This window comes from Aeromonas allosaccharophila, from assembly GCF_000819685.1.
In the GTDB taxonomy this organism is placed as follows: domain Bacteria; phylum Pseudomonadota; class Gammaproteobacteria; order Enterobacterales; family Aeromonadaceae; genus Aeromonas; species Aeromonas allosaccharophila.
Map to the genome: position 1 here is coordinate 24,789 of NZ_CDBR01000034.1, position 16,351 is coordinate 41,139.

General features: G+C 61.4%; 18 protein-coding genes. 7 read left to right on the top strand and 11 right to left on the bottom strand.

The features are described from left to right. Nucleotides 1–13: 13 nt before the first annotated feature. From panC to BN1115_RS07090, 3 genes are all read left to right on the top strand, one after another. A complete protein-coding gene (gene panC / locus BN1115_RS07080; protein ID WP_042656634.1) occupies nucleotides 14–871 on the top strand; it encodes a pantoate--beta-alanine ligase in 858 nt (285 codons plus the stop codon). A 24-nt stretch (nucleotides 872–895) separates the two neighbouring features. Further along, nucleotides 896–1,246, top strand: coding sequence for a putative quinol monooxygenase (locus BN1115_RS07085; RefSeq protein WP_042656635.1), 351 nt, complete (start codon nucleotides 896–898; stop codon nucleotides 1,244–1,246). A 144-nt stretch (nucleotides 1,247–1,390) separates the two neighbouring features. Further along, nucleotides 1,391–2,755, top strand: coding sequence for a cation:dicarboxylate symporter family transporter (locus BN1115_RS07090; RefSeq protein ID WP_042656636.1), 1,365 nt, complete (start codon nucleotides 1,391–1,393; stop codon nucleotides 2,753–2,755). Between the two features lie 79 nt (nucleotides 2,756–2,834). On the opposite strand, the gene BN1115_RS07095 is transcribed toward BN1115_RS07090, so the two are convergent. The 8 genes from BN1115_RS07095 to hpt all read right to left on the bottom strand — a co-directional run bounded on the left by BN1115_RS07095 (nucleotide 2,835) and on the right by hpt (nucleotide 8,595). After that, complete coding sequence (locus BN1115_RS07095) at nucleotides 2,835–3,362, bottom strand: rhodanese-like domain-containing protein (RefSeq protein ID WP_042656637.1); 528 nt, start codon at nucleotides 3,360–3,362, stop codon at nucleotides 2,835–2,837. A gap of 4 nt (nucleotides 3,363–3,366) precedes the next feature. Then, entirely contained in the window at nucleotides 3,367–3,786 is a 420-nt protein-coding gene (locus BN1115_RS07100) for a MauE/DoxX family redox-associated membrane protein (protein ID WP_042656638.1), read from the bottom strand. 62 nt (nucleotides 3,787–3,848) lie between these two features. Further along, complete coding sequence (locus BN1115_RS07105) at nucleotides 3,849–4,109, bottom strand: putative Se/S carrier protein (RefSeq protein ID WP_042656639.1); 261 nt, start codon at nucleotides 4,107–4,109, stop codon at nucleotides 3,849–3,851. Further along, nucleotides 4,106–4,888: an acyl-CoA dehydratase activase gene (locus tag BN1115_RS07110; RefSeq protein WP_042656640.1), complete on the bottom strand. Its 783-nt coding sequence runs from the start codon at nucleotides 4,886–4,888 to the stop codon at nucleotides 4,106–4,108. Before BN1115_RS07110 ends, BN1115_RS07105 begins: the two co-directional genes overlap by 4 nt. A 9-nt stretch (nucleotides 4,889–4,897) precedes the next feature. Then, complete coding sequence (locus BN1115_RS07115; RefSeq protein ID WP_042656641.1) at nucleotides 4,898–6,049, bottom strand: double-cubane-cluster-containing anaerobic reductase; 1,152 nt, start codon at nucleotides 6,047–6,049, stop codon at nucleotides 4,898–4,900. A 216-nt stretch (nucleotides 6,050–6,265) separates the two neighbouring features. Then, nucleotides 6,266–7,039 (bottom strand): ABC transporter permease, encoded by a 774-nt coding sequence (locus BN1115_RS07120; protein WP_042656642.1) that lies wholly within the window; start codon nucleotides 7,037–7,039, stop codon nucleotides 6,266–6,268. After that, entirely contained in the window at nucleotides 7,036–7,953 is a 918-nt protein-coding gene (locus BN1115_RS07125; RefSeq protein WP_042656643.1) for an ABC transporter ATP-binding protein, read from the bottom strand. Before BN1115_RS07125 ends, BN1115_RS07120 begins: the two co-directional genes overlap by 4 nt. 111 nt (nucleotides 7,954–8,064) lie before the next feature. Further along, a complete protein-coding gene (hpt, locus tag BN1115_RS07130; protein ID WP_005335618.1) occupies nucleotides 8,065–8,595 on the bottom strand; it encodes a hypoxanthine phosphoribosyltransferase in 531 nt (176 codons plus the stop codon). A gap of 201 nt (nucleotides 8,596–8,796) precedes the next feature. Here hpt and BN1115_RS07135 point away from each other — a divergent pair, with 201 nt between their 5' ends. Then, nucleotides 8,797–9,411: a TetR/AcrR family transcriptional regulator gene (locus BN1115_RS07135; RefSeq protein ID WP_042656644.1), complete on the top strand. Its 615-nt coding sequence runs from the start codon at nucleotides 8,797–8,799 to the stop codon at nucleotides 9,409–9,411. A 54-nt stretch (nucleotides 9,412–9,465) separates the two neighbouring features. Here BN1115_RS07135 and BN1115_RS07140 read toward each other — a convergent pair whose 3' ends face one another. From BN1115_RS07140 to queG, 3 genes are all read right to left on the bottom strand, one after another. Then, nucleotides 9,466–10,428, bottom strand: coding sequence for an IS1595 family transposase (locus BN1115_RS07140; RefSeq protein ID WP_042656645.1), 963 nt, complete (start codon nucleotides 10,426–10,428; stop codon nucleotides 9,466–9,468). Nucleotides 10,429–10,564: 136 nt separating this feature from the next. Beyond that, a complete protein-coding gene (ppgK, locus tag BN1115_RS07145) occupies nucleotides 10,565–11,305 on the bottom strand; it encodes a polyphosphate--glucose phosphotransferase (protein WP_005339062.1) in 741 nt (246 codons plus the stop codon). A 111-nt stretch (nucleotides 11,306–11,416) separates the two neighbouring features. After that, nucleotides 11,417–12,571, bottom strand: a complete 1,155-nt coding sequence (gene queG / locus BN1115_RS07150) for a tRNA epoxyqueuosine(34) reductase QueG (RefSeq protein ID WP_042656646.1) — start codon at nucleotides 12,569–12,571, stop codon at nucleotides 11,417–11,419. 60 nt (nucleotides 12,572–12,631) lie between these two features. Between queG and BN1115_RS07155 the strand changes: the two genes are divergently transcribed. From BN1115_RS07155 to BN1115_RS07165, 3 genes are read left to right on the top strand one after another with little or no spacing between them, the layout of a single operon-like run. Then, the gene (locus BN1115_RS07155; RefSeq protein ID WP_042656647.1) at nucleotides 12,632–14,143 is read left to right on the top strand and encodes a bifunctional ADP-dependent NAD(P)H-hydrate dehydratase/NAD(P)H-hydrate epimerase; all 1,512 of its coding nucleotides are present in this window, start codon (nucleotides 12,632–12,634) and stop codon (nucleotides 14,141–14,143) included. A gap of 10 nt (nucleotides 14,144–14,153) precedes the next feature. Continuing rightward, nucleotides 14,154–14,627, top strand: coding sequence for a tRNA (adenosine(37)-N6)-threonylcarbamoyltransferase complex ATPase subunit type 1 TsaE (gene tsaE, locus BN1115_RS07160; protein ID WP_005339056.1), 474 nt, complete (start codon nucleotides 14,154–14,156; stop codon nucleotides 14,625–14,627). Between the two features lie 23 nt (nucleotides 14,628–14,650). After that, the gene (locus tag BN1115_RS07165) at nucleotides 14,651–16,339 is read left to right on the top strand and encodes an N-acetylmuramoyl-L-alanine amidase (RefSeq protein WP_042656648.1); all 1,689 of its coding nucleotides are present in this window, start codon (nucleotides 14,651–14,653) and stop codon (nucleotides 16,337–16,339) included. The last annotated feature ends 12 nt before the right edge of the window (nucleotides 16,340–16,351 follow it).

Below are 16,351 nucleotides of genomic sequence, written 5' to 3' on the forward strand. Positions count from 1 at the left end.
AGGTGAACTGCTGATGTTGGTCGTAAATAATCCCGTCGTTCTGCGTGAGCAGATCAGCCAATGGCGTCGTGAAGGGCGTGCCATCGCATTCGTGCCCACCATGGGCAACCTGCATCAGGGCCACCTGACCCTGGTGAAAGAGGCGCACAGCCACGCCGAGAAGGTGGTGGTCAGCATCTTTGTCAACCCGATGCAGTTCGACAAGGCCGAGGATCTCGCCAACTACCCGCGCACCCTCGAGCAGGATTGCGCTGCGCTGGAAGTCGCTGGCGTCGACATGGTGTTCACCCCGACCCCGGAGATCATGTATCCGCAGGGGCTGGCGAGCCAGACCTTCGTCGAGGTGCCGGGCCTCTCCGGCCTGCTGGAAGGGGCGCTGCGCCCGGGTCACTTCCGCGGGGTCAGCACCGTCGTCACCAAGCTGTTCAATCTGGTGCAGCCGGATGTGGCCTGCTTTGGCCAGAAGGATTACCAGCAGCTGGCGCTTATTCGCAAGATGGTGGCCGATATGGCGATGCCCATCGAGATCGTCGGTGTGCCCACCGTGCGGGCCGAAGACGGGCTGGCGCTCTCCTCGCGCAACGGCTACCTGACTGCCGCCGAGCGGGCTATTGCCCCCGAGCTGGCACGCACCATGAACTGGATCGCCGAGCAGATTGAAGCGGGTGACCACCACCTGCCCTCCTTGGTGGCGCAGGCAAGCCAGCGTCTCGACAATGCCGGTTTCCGTACCGATGCCATCGACATCGTCGATGCCGCTACCCTCGAATCCGCCACCGACGAGAGCGCGCAGTTGGTGATCCTGATGGCCGCGTATCTTGGCAAGGCCCGCCTTATCGACAATCAAGTGGTCACGCTGCAGCAAGCCTGAGCCCGCCACAACCAGGAGGACCCCATGTCCAAGAAGGTTTACTGCATTGCCCAATTCCTGCCCAAACCCGGTCAGGAGCAAGCCCTGTTTCAGGTGCTGCAGGCGCTCGAGCCCAATACCCTGCGTGAGGATGGTTGCCTGCAATATCGGGTGACCCGCCACATCCCGAGTCCGTTTGCCGAGGGGGAGAGCTTCCCCATCGTGTTCAACGAGATTTGGCAAGATATGGCAGCCTTTGAAGCTCACTGCCAGCGCGCCGAGATCACCACGTTCTTCGAGCGTTACTGCCTTGCCGATGATGGTTTGGCCGCCAAGTGGAATGTCTGCGTCTATAGCGACGAACCCGAACAGTACGACGCCCCCGTAAAGAAGTAATTCCCCCGATTGCCAGCGGACGCCCCCTCGGGCGTCCGCTGCTTTTTCACGCCTGCCATTTGGCGTTTTCCCTCGCGACCCTGCTCGCACCCGCTGTTTTCTCTCTCCACAATCGGCCCTGATGGCCGCTACAGGTGTTTATTTATGTTTACCTTGTTTGCTTCGTTGCTCTTCTGTCTGCTCTGTTTTGCCCTGACCCGGCTGCCCGCCACGGTGCCGCTGTCGCGCAAGGTGCTCGCCGGTCTGCTGCTGGGGGGGCTGTTTGGTCTCGGTCTGCAACTGGGCTGGGGCGCCGATGATGCCGGTGTCCAGCAGACCCTGGAGTGGGTCAATATCGTTGGCGGCGGCTATGTCAGCCTGCTCAAGGTGGTGATGATGCCACTGGTGTTCACCTCCATCCTCTCCGCCATCAACAAGCTGGAGCAGGCCCAGTCCCTTGGCAAGATCAGCGCCGTGCTGATCGGCTCCATGCTGACGCTGGTGATGATCGCCGGTGTGGTGGGGATGACCATCACCCATCTGAGCGGTCTCACTGCCGAGGGACTGCTGAGCCACGGTAGCGACAGCGCCGCCCTGCAGCAGAGCATGAGCACCATCGACAGTGCCCAGACTCTGCCCGCCCTGCTGCTCTCGCTGGTGCCCACCAACTTTGCCGCCGACATGGCGGGTAGCCGAGGTCTCTCGGTGATCGGGGTGGTGATCTTCACAGTGCTGGCCGGGGTGGCCCTGCTGCAGCTGAAGGCGGAGCACCCGGAGGCGGGGGCTCGCGCCGCTGTCGCCATCGATACCCTGCAACTGTGGGTGATGAAGATGGTGCGGGTGGTGATTGCGCTCACCCCCTATGGCGTGATGGCGCTGATCGCCCGGGTGGTAGCTCACTATCCCCTGAGCGAGATCCTCAATCTGCTCGGCTTTATTTTGGTCTGCTATGTCGCCATTCTGGCGATGTTTGCGGTACACATGGTGATCCTGCTGCTGCTCGGCCAGAACCCGCTGCACTATTTGCGGGAAGTGTGGGGCGTGCTCACCTTCGCCTTTATCTCCCGCAGCAGCGCCGCCTCCATCCCGCTCAGCATCGAGACCCAGCAGCGCCTTGGGGTGCCCGCCAGCATCGCCAACTTCGCCGCCTCATTCGGTGCCAATCTGGGGCAGAACGGCTGCGCCGGTATCTATCCGGCCATGATGGTGGCGATGATCGCCCCCATGCTCGGCATCAACCCGTTTGATCCCCTGTTCCTGCTGACCCTACTGCCGGTCATTGCGCTCGGATCCATCGGGGTGGCTGGCGTCGGCGGTGGTGGCACCTTCGCCGCGCTGATCGTGCTCTCCACCCTCAACTTCCCCATCGCGCTGGTGGGGGTGATGATCGCCATTGAGCCACTGGTGGACATGGGCCGTACCGCCCTCAACGTCAACGGCTCCATCATGGCGGCGATGATCACCAAGCGGTTGCTGGGCAAACAGCAGCTGGCCGAGACGCAGGTGCTGGAGCAGCAGGCTGCCAGCTAACTCCGAGCGTGACCCAATATGAAAGAAGCCCGCAGTTGCGGGCTTCTTTATGTCGGCTGTGTTGCCTTGTGAGCAGAGATTACTCGGCAGAGACGGGGTAACCGGCGCCTTTCCAGGCGAAGATGCCGCCCGGCACCCGATAGACCTGCTGATAGCCCTGAGTCACCGCCCAGGCGGCGGCGTTGTGGCTGCGACCGCACTTGACGAAGCCGCAGTAGATCACCACCGGGCGGGACTTGTCTTCACCCAACAGCGCCTGGAACTGCTCCGCCGTGCCGCTCCCCTCGACGATCTCGCTCCAGTTGTCACCGGCCTTGGCCTCCTTCACGAAGACAAAGTTCTTGGCGCCCGGGATGTGCTCTTTCTTGTAGGAGTCCTCATAGGGCATGGTGTCGATGATCACCAGCTCCTCGCCCTTGTCCATCCGGGTCTTCAGCTCGGCCACGGTCAGCAGCTGATAGCCCCCTTGCTGTGTCTCTTGCGCCAGTTGCACCGCCGACTGCTCCAGCTTCACCTCCTGCTCGAACTGGTTGTCGCCACAGCCACCGAGGGCAAAACTGGCGGCGATCAGCGAGGCCAGCAGGGTGCAGGATCGCAATGTCATCATGTCACTACTCCTTAGGAACGGGAAAAACGGGACGGGAAGTTCGCAGCAGGGCGCCCGCAAGCGTCAGTAGCAGCAGATCCCGCAGGATGGCTTCTGGCAGCGAGCTGAGATCAGCCCTGCCAAGACAGCCGCAAGAGATGTCGAGCCCGATGGCAATGCCATAGCCCAACACCGGAATAAACAGGGCGAGCAGCCCGATCACCAGCCACAATCCCCAGCGCCGGTTGGCGATGACTGCGAGCCCGGCGCAGAGCTCAAGGGCGACCAGCCCCCAGGCCGCGAACGGGATCAGCGGCGGCCAGATCAGGCCAAAGGCGCCGATCTGCTCGATGAACAGGGCGGGGGAGACCAGCTTGAACCCGGCAGAGGCGACGAAAAATCCACCCAGCGCCAGATTGGCCAGCATGCGCAGATACACAGCCATGGGATAGCTCTTTATCATCCATGCCTCCGACTGCCAACCATACGACGTTGCTTCGCCATGTCCTAGCTACCGGCCGGATAGCGGGCCAGCTCCTGATAGTCGCCGTCCGCTTCGCAGCGAAAGACGGCGGCGGTTTCGCCGTGCTGGCACCAGTTCTGCCATTCATCTGGCGGGCAGTGGAGGCGGATGGCGAGGCCGCAGCCAGCGCTGAGCTGGCGCGGTACGTCGCAGACCCGAAACGACTGGCCGTGCAGCTCCAGCCGCTTGCGCAGCCTGACCGTGCCGAGGGTGGAGTGGAACAGGTAGAGGAACTCTTCGTTCATGACTTGCCTCCGGTGCTGGCGCTAGCACCGAACAGGGCGGCCCCCAGCGCACCGGCAAACTGGGCATCCGGATGGGTGGCCACGTCGCAGCCCAGCCCATCGGCCAGATAGTGGCGGAAGGTGGCGCAGTGGCTGACGCCGCCGGTGAAGAGCACCGTCGGTCTGGCGCCGAGGCGGCCGATGAAGTTGGCACTGCGCCGGGCCATGGCGCGGACGATGCCAGCGAGGATTGACTCGGCCGGAATGCCCGCCGAGCGCAGGCTGATCGCCTCCGATTCGGCAAAAACGGTACACATGCTGCTGATGTCGTGGGGCTCTGCGCCCTCCAATAGCTCGTCGAGCTGCTCGACTCGCGCCCCCAGGGTGCGGGTGATCACCTCGAGAAAGCGGCCGGTACCGGCGGCGCACTTGTCGTTCATCAGAAAGTCGGTGAGGTTGCCCTCGCCATCGATCTGGATCACCTTGCTGTCCTGCCCACCGATGTCGATGACGGTGTGTACCGATGGGCAGAGCAGGCGGGCGCCCAGCCCGTGGCAGGAGATCTCGGTAACCCGGCGATCGGCGAACGACGCCAGATCCCGGCCATAGCCGGTCAGGGTCAGATGGGGGCGTTTTGGCAGATCGGCCGAAAGTTCGGCCCAGCCTTGCTCGATGGCGGCCAACGGACGAAAGGGGGTCGGCACCAGAAAACGGCGGACGATGCGTCCGCCATCCCGGCTGTCGAACAGGATCCCTTTGGTCGCGGTGGAGCCCGAGTCAATCCCGATGGAGAGTGACACGGCGCCTCCTTACAGCATTTCGATAAAGGCGGCCAGCCGGGTTGCCAGTTGTCCCTTGTCGGCGCTGGAGTAGTCGGTCTCGACCGCCATGTAGGGGATGCCGTGGCGTTCGCGTACGTGGCGCTTGATGGCCAGTGATTCCACCGCATAGGTGTGGCAAGCCTGCAGGATCACGTCGATCACCCCGTCCGCCTGATACTCCTCCACCATCTGGCTCAGCAGCGTCATGCGCTGGTGGTTGGGGGAGATGCAGGAGCAGCCGATGGCCAGATACTTGTCGGTCAACGCATCGAACGGGTCACCCTGTTCGCTGACGCACTGTTCGGTCGCCTTGGCGCCGGTGCAGTTCTCGTAACCCACCACCCAGCCACCGTGCTCCTCGATAAGGCGCACCACCTTGTCGGCGGCACCGCCGATGGGGCAGCCGGTAATGAGAATGCGCGGACGGGCGTCGAGCCGCTTGCCCTCGGCATACTCGGCCTTGATGCGGCGGGTCATCTCCTGCAGCTCGCTGATGAGCTGTTCCTTGTCGAAGCGGAAGGTGGCGCCATAGACCACCTTGAGCAGGTCGGTGCCGCTCAGTGCCGGGGGATTGAGCTGGCCCAGCCGGTAGAAGTCGGCCAGCGCGCGGCGCTCGCGGTTTTTCAGCACGATGGCGTCTCGCAGCGCCTGCTCGCTGATGGGATTGCCGAACTGCTGCTCCAGCAGCTCCTTGAAGCGGACGATCTCGCTGCGCCACAGGGTGCGGGAGGCCTCGTCATCGGCGCGGTTGGGCAACTGCATCACGTGCACCGGTTTGAACTCGGCCATGTACTCGTACATCTTCTTCTTGCCGTCGCAGGTGGTCTCACCCACCACCAGATCGGAGAAGTAGAAGTAGGGGCACTTGTCGGTCTTGCCGAACCCGTAGCTGCTCTTGATCAGCGGGCAGAGGTTGCGGGGCAGATCTTTCTCGGCCTCCTCGATGGTCTCGTCGCTGGTGGAGCAGAGCGATACCACCACGGCGCCGGCGGCCATCGCCACTTCCTGCGGCATGAAGGTGCAGTAGGTGCCAACCAGGGGGATCTGTCGCTCCTTGAGTGCCATCACAGCCAGAAAGCCCTGACGACGGGCATCTGAAAAACTCTCGAAAATGGCTGGCAACTCGGTGATCAGTGACATAAGCGATCCTGTCCTGCTGGGAAATGAGAGAGAGGAAGAGGCCGTCCATCACGGCTCTTCCAACCGCGGGAATTATACCTTTGGGGGTAATCCGAAAATTGCGGTGGATCACAAGGTGCCGGATAAAGCCTTAATAACAGGGAGGTTATCTGATGTGTGATGAAGAGAGGGGGATGAGAATAAACAACGGGCACCGCGAGGTGCCCGTTCTGGTCATTAGTGGCGCAGGCCGGTGCCCCGGGAGATAAGCCACCAGGCGATACCGTAGAGGGCCACGATAAAGCCGATGATGATGAGGTAGGCGGTGCCGAGCGGCACGTCGGATATACCGAGGAAGCCGTAGCGGAACGCGTTCACCATGTAAATGATGGGGTTCACCTGGGAGACACCCTGCCAGAACGGGGGCAGCAGGCTGATGGAGTAGAACACCCCGCCCAGATAGGTGAGCGGCGTCAGCACGAAGGTGGGGATGATGCTGATGTCGTCGAAGGTCTTGGCAAACACCGCGTTGATCAGCCCGCCCAGCGAGAAGAGGATCGAGGTGAGCAGCACGGTGAAGCAGACGCTGAACAGATGGTGGATCTGCAGCGGTACGAAGAACAGCGACACCAGGGTGACGATGAGGCCGACACAGAGGCCGCGTGCCACGCCACCGCCCACATAACCGGCGATGATGACGTAGTTGGGCACCGGCGCTACCAGCATCTCCTCGATATTGCGCTGGAACTTGGCGCTGAAGAAGGAGGAGGCGACGTTGGAGTAGGAGTTGGTGATCACCGACATCATGATGAGGCCGGGCACGATGAACTCCATGTAGCTGAAGCCGCCCATGTCACCGATGCGCGAACCGATCAGGTTGCCGAAGATGACGAAGTAGAGGCTCATGGTGATGGCCGGCGGCACCAGGGTCTGGATCCAGATCCGGGTAAAGCGGCTCACTTCCTTGGCCAGAATGCTCTTGAAGGCGATGTAATAGGTGGCCAGATTCATGCTTTTCTCCCCTCTTCGACCAGATTGACGAACAGCTCTTCCAGCCGGTTGGCCTTGTTGCGCATGCTCACGACCTGCACCTGCTGGCTCGACAGCTGCTCGAACAGGCTGTTGAGTGACTGGCTCTTGTCGAGATCTACCTCGAGGGTGCGCTCATCCGGCATGCGGCCGTTGAACTCTGGCACCTCGGGTACGGCAGAACCTGGCGCAAGGTCGAGCAGGAAGGTCTCGCGACCCAGCTTGCCCAGCAGATTTTTCATGCTGGTGTTCTCGATCAGGCGACCCTTGTCGATGATGCCGATGTTGCGGCAAAGCATCTCGGCTTCTTCCAGATAGTGGGTGGTGAGGATGATGGTGACGCCCTGCTCGTTGAGCTCCTTGAGGAAGGTCCACATGGAGCGGCGGATCTCGATATCGACCCCTGCGGTCGGTTCATCGAGGATCAGCAGTTTGGGTTCGTGCATCAGGGCGCGGGCGATCATCAGGCGACGCTTCATGCCGCCGGAGAGGGTGCGAGCCGGCATGTCGCGCTTCTCCCACAGATCGAGCTGGCGCAGGTACTTCTCGGCGCGGATCTTCGCTTCCGCCTTGGGAACGCCGTAGAAACCGGCCTGATGGGTGACAATCTGGATCACCTTCTCGAACTGGCTGAAGTTGAACTCCTGCGGCACCAGCCCGAGTTGGGCCTTGGCCTGTTCCAGATCGCTGTCGATGTCGTAGCCAAATACCTTCACCTTGCCGGCGCTCTTGTTCACCAGCGAGCTGATGACGCCGATGGTGGTGGATTTGCCCGCGCCGTTCGGGCCGAGCAGGGCGAAGAAATCCCCCTGTTTGACGGTCAGATCGATGCCTTTAAGGGCTTCGACGCCCCCCTGATAGGTCTTTTTCAGGCCGCTGATTTCCAGTGCGTTCATTGCAACCTCTGTGATGGTTGAATCCGGCTCGATACAGAAAAGGCGGCCAAGGCCGCCTGCACAGAGTAAAGGGCGCAAGGCCACTTCACCCGTGATATTCCTGAACCTGGCTTACTCCTGGGGTACCACTTTGCCGATAAACGGCAGGTTGCGGTACTTCTGGGCGTAGTCGATGCCGCAGCCGACCACGAATTCGTCCGGAATGGCGAAGCCAATCCAGTCGACCGGCACCTGCACTTCGCGGCGGGAGGGTTTGTCCAGCAGGGTGCAGATGGCCAGGGATTTCGGCTCGCGCAGGGAGAGGATCTCGCGCACCTTGTTGAGGGTGTAACCGGTGTCGATGATGTCTTCCACGATCACCACATCCTTGCCCTTGATGTCATCGTCCAGGTCTTTGAGGATGCGGACATCACGGGTGCTGTGCATGCCGGAGCCGTAGCTGGAGGCGGTCATGAAGTCCAGGGTGATGGGCAGCTGGCACTGGCGGCAGAGGTCGGCCAGGAAGATGCAGGAACCGCGCAGCAGCGCAATCATCACGACTTCGTCAGAACCCTGATAGCGGGCGGTGATCTCTTCACCCAATTTGGCGATCCGGGCGGCGACTTCAGCCTCGGAGATCATCACCTCGACGGTGTGTTTCATCACTTACTCCCATAAGGCCAAAGGGGATTTGGCCGTTCATGAATATCAAAACCGATGATTCTACCACTCATGTCGAAGGGTGCTAGAGATACGTGGTGCTTTTATCGGCTTATTTTAATTGATAGAGTTAGCAGGCACTCAGGCATGATTGGTTAAAATACTATAAACACCATAATCAATAACTATTAGATGATAAAAACTATGGAACCACGCGCAGAAATAAGACGTCGTACCCGGCTGTCGCCGGAAGCTCGTCGCTCCCAATTGATGGAATGTGCCATCGAGGTGTTCTCCCGTCGCGGCATTGGCCGTGCCGGTCACGCCGAGATTGCCGAACAGGCCAAGGTCTCTGTGGCTACCGTCTTCAACTATTTCAACACCCGCGAGGAGTTGGTTGATGAGGTGCTGGCCGAGATCGAACGCTTTGTGAACCAGATGCTGTCGCAGGCATACGGTGACCAGGGCTCCATTTTCGACAAGATCCAGCGTCATGTACGCCTCTCTGTCGATGCCGCCTACGATCAACCGGATTATGCCGGTATCTGGCTGGAGTGGAGTTCATCGGTTCGGGAAGAGGTATGGCCCCGCTATACCCGGCTGCTCGATCAGTGCCTTGAGCTGATCGCCAGCGAGCTGCAAACCGCCATGGATGCAGGGGAGATCACCAGCGTGCTGTCGGCACAGGATCTGGCCCGCTCTTTGACCGGTTTTGGCTATGTGATGATGCAGATGATCAATCAACCCCAGCGCCCGGCGCGCGAAGAGGTGACTGATTTCCTGTTCAAGTACGTGACGGCACCTATTCAGGCTTGCTGATACGGCTTAACGAAAAAACGGCGCCACTCATTGAGTGGCGCCGTTTTTTTATGGTTATGTACCAATTACGTGTTGCATGGGGTGCTCCAGCGCCTCATGCAAACACGCCTTGATATTTACGCCCCTCCCGTAACGCTCCAGCATCCTGCGCCAACCCAGGTAATTCTTCAGGTAGTGCGTCGCCACGCCATGGAACCGCTCCATCCACTCTTTCAACCGATGGTGATACCCGTTCACGTGCTGGATGTGATACGCACCAACCACCCGTTCGCCTTGGCGATTGTGCACTACCTGATGGGTTACGCCCTGCACTTTGCTGAAACTGGCATACACACCCGCACCATCGCTACACAGCACCGCATCCGTTGACACCAGCGGCTTCAAAACCGCGATGACCGCCTCGGCATTTATCTTCTCCAGCTGAAAATCCGCATGGTGGCCTGCCCGGTCTTGCACCACCATCACCGGGATGTAATCCGGCCCGGTTCCACGGGTTCGCCCCTTGCCACCACGATGCCTTGGCGGACGCGGCAGTCCCCGTTGCCCCTTGAACGATTCGAGGAAGAAGGTCTCATCAACCTCAACGATGCCCTCTTCCCGGGTGGCTTGATGAGCTGCCATGGCACGCAAGAAGCGGTGACGCCAGAGGAACGCGGTGTTTTTGCTGACCCCACAGCGCCGCGCTGCCTGGCGGACGGTCAATCCTTCGATGAGGGCTTGCGCGTAGTCTTCCCAGCACTGTGCTTTACGCAATCTGGCTAAGGGCGTCTTGGTGAGGATGGCGCTGGTGCGCAGACACTGTTTGCAACGGCAACGGCGCAGTCCCCGACTCCAGCCCCAAGGCGCCAGCTGGGCGACATCGGCCTGACAATGTGGGCAGCCACTGCATGCCGGTAACTGAGTATTAAGCGAGGTAATGGTGTGGGGGGCAGTGAGCTGTTGCTGAGCAACACGGCGCTGGCGCAGGGTTAACTGGGGAAAGAGGGACAACAGGTGTTGAAAGGCTGGGGTATCCATGATGGTAGACCTCAAGGTGATGGCCTACTTCAAGCTTAGCCTTTCAACACGTAATTGGGACATAGCCAAACAAAAGGGCCCGGCAGCAGTGCCGGGCCCTTTCCATTGGTATCTGCTGACTTGCAGTGAGCGTCGGTCAGCCCTGCTGCTCGGCCGCGTAGAGGGCGGCCCCGATAATGCCCGCCTGATTGAGGCTGGCCGCCGGAATAAGCGGCGCCCGGGTCTCGATACGATCGACAAACTTATCCAGCTTGGCTGCGCTGCCGCCCCCCAGAATGAAGAGATCGGGGGAGAAGAGAAACTCGAGGCGCGCCAGATACTTGTTGAAGCGCTTGCCCCAGCGGTTCCAGGAGAGATCTTCCCGTTTGCGCGCCGCATCGGAGCAGTAGTGCTCGGCGACCATTCCTTCCAGCATCAGATGGCCCAGCTCGGTGTTGGGCAGCAGATGGCCGTTGACGAAGATGGCGGTGCCGATGCCGGTGCCGACCGTGATGAGGATGATGACCCCCTTGCGATCCTTGCCGGCCCCAAAGCGCATCTCGGCCAGACCGGCGGCATCGGCATCATTCAGCACATAGCAGGGCTTGCCGGTGACATCGGCAAACAGATGCTCGGCATCGGTTTCGATCCAGCTCTTGTCGATGTTGGCGGCACTCTTGGCAACCCCGTTGTGGATGGTGGCAGGAAAACCGCAGCCCACCGGTCCTTTCCAGTCGAAGTGTTCGACCAGCGCCTTGAGGGTATGGGCGATGGCGGCCGGGGTGGCCGGTTGCGGTGTGGCAATGCGATGGCGCTCGCCAATCAATTCGCCGGTTTTGGTATCGACCAGACAGCCCTTGATCCCTGAGCCTCCAATATCCACTCCCAACATATGCATCTGTGTTGTCCTTGTTGTGTGCCGAGCAGTTTGCAGTGACCACGCTGTTATGGGCACTGCAGGTCGGCAGAGCATGAAAAAAGTGCTGCAATCCGGCAAGGGGCAGATCACTTATGCGTGATCCGACAGACCTTTTTCGATGCAGCGGATCAGCAAACGGGTCTTCTTGTTCTCTTCATCCTGACGACTGGCAAGGGTGGCCAGCGCCCATTCGATATGTTCGGCCACCATGGGCTCGGCGGTGGTCAGCCCCAGTTGCAGGGCCGCGATCACCTCGGGGGTTGCCGGGCCATTGCCAAGGGCTACTGCCAGATTGCGGCGCCAGCGTTGATAGCCGATGCGGCGGATCGGGCTCCCTTCGGTCTGTTTGAGGAAATCGCTCTCGCTCCAGCGCCACAGCGCCAGCAGGGGCGGGCGGTGCAGGCTGGGGCGGGGGCTAAAATCGGGTTCCGGGCTGGCATCGGCGTAGCGATTCCAGGGGCAGATAAGCTGGCAGTCGTCGCAGCCGTAGATGCGGTTGCCCATCAGGGGGCGAAACTCTTCCGGAATAGGGCCGTCATTCTCGATGGTGAGATAGGAGATGCAGCGGCGGCCATCCACTACATAGGGAGCGACAATAGCGCCGGTCGGGCAGATGTTGATGCAGGCGACGCACTTGCCGCACTGCTCCTTCTCCACTGGCTGGTCGAGCGGCAGCGGCAGGTTGAGCAACAGCTCACCGAGAAAGAAGAAGGAGCCGGCCGATTCGTTGAGCAGCAGTGAGTGTTTGCCAACCCAGCCGAGGCCCGCCTTGGCTGCCAGTGGCCGCTCGAGGATGGGGGCGGAGTCGACGAAGGGGCGCCACTCACCCAAGGTATCTTCGGTGCCTTGAAACAGCTCGGCGCAGCGCGCTTCGATGCGATCACCCAGCTGTTTGAGCCGGTTGCGCAGCACCTTGTGGTAGTCGCGACCGAGAGCATAGCGACTGATATAGCCGAGGGTCGGATCGCGCAGGGTGGCGGCAAAACCCGCCTCGAACGGCAGGTAGTTCATCCGCACCGACAACACTCGCACCGTGCCCGGCAGCAGCTCGTGGGGGCGCGCGCGCATCATGCCGTGGCGCGCCATGTAATCCATGCTGCCGTGATAGCCCGCATCCAGCCAGGCCTGCAATCTCGGCTCTTCGATACGCAGGTCGGTGTCGGTGATGCCCGCCTGGTCAAATCCTAGCTCCCGTGCCCAGAGCTTGATATCGTGGGCCAGCTGGTGGAAGTCAGGAGCGCTCATGCGGCTTGGCCTGGCCGGTGTTTGCTGGCGTGGGTCGATTGATAAGAGGCGGGAGCCGTCATGGTAGAGATCATCAGGGGCGCGTTGGGCACAAAAGAGGGGGGCAGTTTACCACAGGGGTTGTGGCAGACTGAACAGATCCGCACACTGGAGCGCAACTGGGCCACGCGAGAGGGGCAACCTCTCTATGCTCTGATGGAGCGAGCCGGTGCTGCGCTGCGCACCTATGCCACCCTGCATTGGCCCGACAGTCGCTGCTGGTGGATCTTCGTCGGCCCCGGCAATAACGGCGGTGATGGCTATGTGCTGGCCCGCCTTGCCCGCCAGATCGGCATCGAGGTGGTGGTGATTGCCGCCAGAGCACCCGACCAGCTGAAGGGGGATGCCAGACGGGCTGCCGATGAGTGGCTGGCGGCCGGTGGTCGGGTCTGGCTGGCCGAGCAGTTTGATGGGGATCAGCACTCCGCCCCGGATCTGGTGGTCGATGCCCTGCTTGGCACCGGCGTCAACACGCCCCTCTCGCCACTACTGACAAAGATCGTCGCAACAATCAATGGCTTGGCTGTGCCCGTGCTGGCGGTGGATCTCCCCTCCGGCCTCAACGGCGATACCGGCCGTGCCATGGGGGCCGTGGTGCAGGCCACTCGCACCCTCACCTTTATCGCTATCAAGCAGGGGATGCTCACCGGCGACGGGGTGGATTGTGTCGGCCAGCTTGACTGTGATCCTCTTGGCGTGACGCCTGATGACACTATGCTGCCCGCCGCCTGGCGTATCGATTATCCGCAGCTGAGCAGGCAGCTGACCCCGCGCCCGCGCGCTTCCCACAAGGGCTCTTATGGCAAGGTACTGCTGGTGGGGGGCAATCGCGGCATGCAGGGGGCCATCGTGCTGGCGGCTCGCGCCTGCCTGCGGGCGGGGGCCGGGCTGGTGCGGGTGTGTCAGCATCCGGAGCATCCACCGGTCAGCCTCTATCAACCCGAACTGATGAGTCTCACTACCGCTGATGACGAGGGGTGGGCGTCGGTGCGGGTCATTGGCCCCGGCCTCGGTCAGGATGAGTGGGGAAGGGGGCAAATTGCCCGTTATCTCACCGATCGGCTGCCACTGGTTTTGGACGCTGATGGATTGAATTGGCTGGCGCAATCTCCCCTCCATCAGGATAATTGGGTGCTCACGCCCCATCCTGGCGAAGCGGCGCGACTGCTGGGATGCACCATTGCCGAGATTGAAACCGACCGGTTTGCCGCCGTGCAGGCGTTGCAGCGGCGCTATGGCGGTGTGGTGTTGTTAAAAGGGGCGGGAACACTTATTTATGACGGCGAGCGGGTCGCTCTCTGCTGTGAAGGCAATCCTGGCATGGCAAGTGGCGGCATGGGCGATCTGTTATCTGGTATAATCGCCGCCCTTTTGGCCCAGGGCTGGTCTGCCACCATGGCAAGCTGGCTGGGCGCCGTGATCCACGGCGAGGCCGCAGATCAGGCCGCCGCCGACGGCGAGCGGGGCATGCTGGCGTCAGATCTGCTGCCGCTGATCCGCAGACTGGTTAATCCCGACACCATAACAAGTTAAAAAGAAGAACATGGCAAAACAGTTGATGATGACACTGCCGGACGAGGCAGCAACCGTGGCACTGGGTGGCCGTCTGGCACAGGCCTGCCAGCAGGCGACCACAGTGTTTTTGCATGGCACGCTTGGCGCCGGTAAAACCACCCTGACCCGCGGCTGGGTGCAGGGCCTTGGCCATCAGGGCAAGGTAAAAAGTCCGACTTACACCCTGGTCGAGCCCTACGAGCTCGATGGCTGGCAGGTCTACCATTTCGATCTCTATCGCCTGGCTGATCCGGAAGAGCTGGAATTCATGGGCATTCGGGACTATTTTGCCGCCAACACTCTCTGTCTGGTGGAGTGGTCCGAGAAGGGCGAGGGCTGGTTACCGGCTCCCGACCTGGAAATTACCCTCACTTATGTAGGCGAGCAGCGCGAGGTTCTGATAGAGGCCCGCACTGCTATTGGCGAAGCCATTCTGGAACGGTTGTCATCTACGTGCGCTTGATCCTTGTTATTGCTCTCTCTTTGATGGCGTTACCCTCCTGGGCGAATCAGCTCAAGAGCGTACGAATCTGGCCATCACCGGATAATACCCGGGTGGTGCTCGACATGAGCAGCGCCCCCAACTTCAACTATTTCACCCTCACCGGCCCGGATCGGCTGGTGATCGACCTGAAAGGGGCGAGCAACGCCGCCAATCTGGCCCGGATCGAGAACAACAGCGAACTGGTGCGCAAGATCCGCCAGAGCACGCCACTGGAGAAGGGCGGTCTGCGGCTGGTGATGGATCTCAGCTCCGCCATCAAGCCGGTGGTCTTTCCGCTGGCGCCCGCCGGGCCTTATGGCCACCGTCTGGTCATCGACCTGCCTTATGAAGAGAAGCGCTCGGCGGCTGCAGTGCAGTCCACGCCTGTCGGTGGCAAGGGCAAGGGGGTGGTGATTGCCATCGACCCGGGCCACGGCGGGGAAGACCCGGGCTCCATCGGGCCACGCCGAACCTACGAGAAGCGGGTCACGCTGGCGGTCTCCCAGAAGCTGGCGGCGCTGATCGACCGCGAGCCGGGGATGCGCGCCGTGCTGACCCGTCGTGGCGACTACTTCGTCGATCTGAACAAGCGCTCCGAGATTGCCCGCAAGGCCAAGGCGGATCTGCTGGTATCTGTGCATGCGGACAGCTTCCACAACTCCACGCCCCGTGGTGCCTCTGTCTGGGTGTTATCGACCAATCGCGCCAACCGCGAGATGGGCAGCTGGCTGGAGAAGCAGGAGAAACAGGGCGAGCTACTGGGCGGTGTCGGCAAGGTGTTGGCGGAATCCGATCCCAACCCCTATCTGGCACAGACCTTCCTCGACCTCTCCATGGACAAGTCCCGTGCCGAAGGATATGACGTCAGCCGCCAGATCCTACGCTCCATGGGCAAGGTTGCCCGACTGCACAAGAAGGCGCCGGAGCACGCCAGTCTTGCGGTGCTGAAAGCGCCGGACATTCCCTCGGTGTTGGTGGAGACCGGGTTTATCTCCAACCATGCGGAAGAGAAGCTGCTGGCTACCGCCAGTTATCAGGACCAGCTGGCCCGCGCCATCTTCGAGGGGATCCGCAACTACTACCGCGCCCACCCGACCAAGGGGGCCATGCTGACCGGCAAGAGGCAGGTGAGCCAACCTACGGCTACTCGCCCTGCACCGGTAGCCCGGCAGCCGGTGAGCCAGCCCAGGCAGACACAGTCGCAGCCGGTAGTGACCAACAAGATGCCCGCCACCGCCCGCGACGGCGGTGCTGGGAGCGGCTCTGGCGCCGGGGTGATCAAGCCTTACTCGGCGGCAGCGCAGGAGAGCGGTGCACCGGTCAGCAGTGTGGGGGACTATGACAAATCGCGGATGCTCCGCCATGTGGTCAAACGGGGCGAGAGCCTCTCTCGCCTTGCCGAGAAGCATGGGGTGAGTCAGTCCACTTTGGTGGAGATCAACCAGCTGCGCAGCCGGGATATTCAGATTGGTCAGACCATCTATATCCCCCAACAGGGGCAGAGCCGCAGTGCCGCTCCCGTGCGCAGTGACGACAAGTCGCAGATGATCCGCCATGTGGTCAAGCGGGGCGAGAGTCTCTCCCGCCTTGCCGAGAAGCATGGGGTGAGTCAGGCACGGCTGGTAGAGATCAACAAGCTCAAGTCGCGGAATATTCAGGTAGGGCAGGTGCTCTACATTCCGCAAAACTGACGCGCGGGAGCG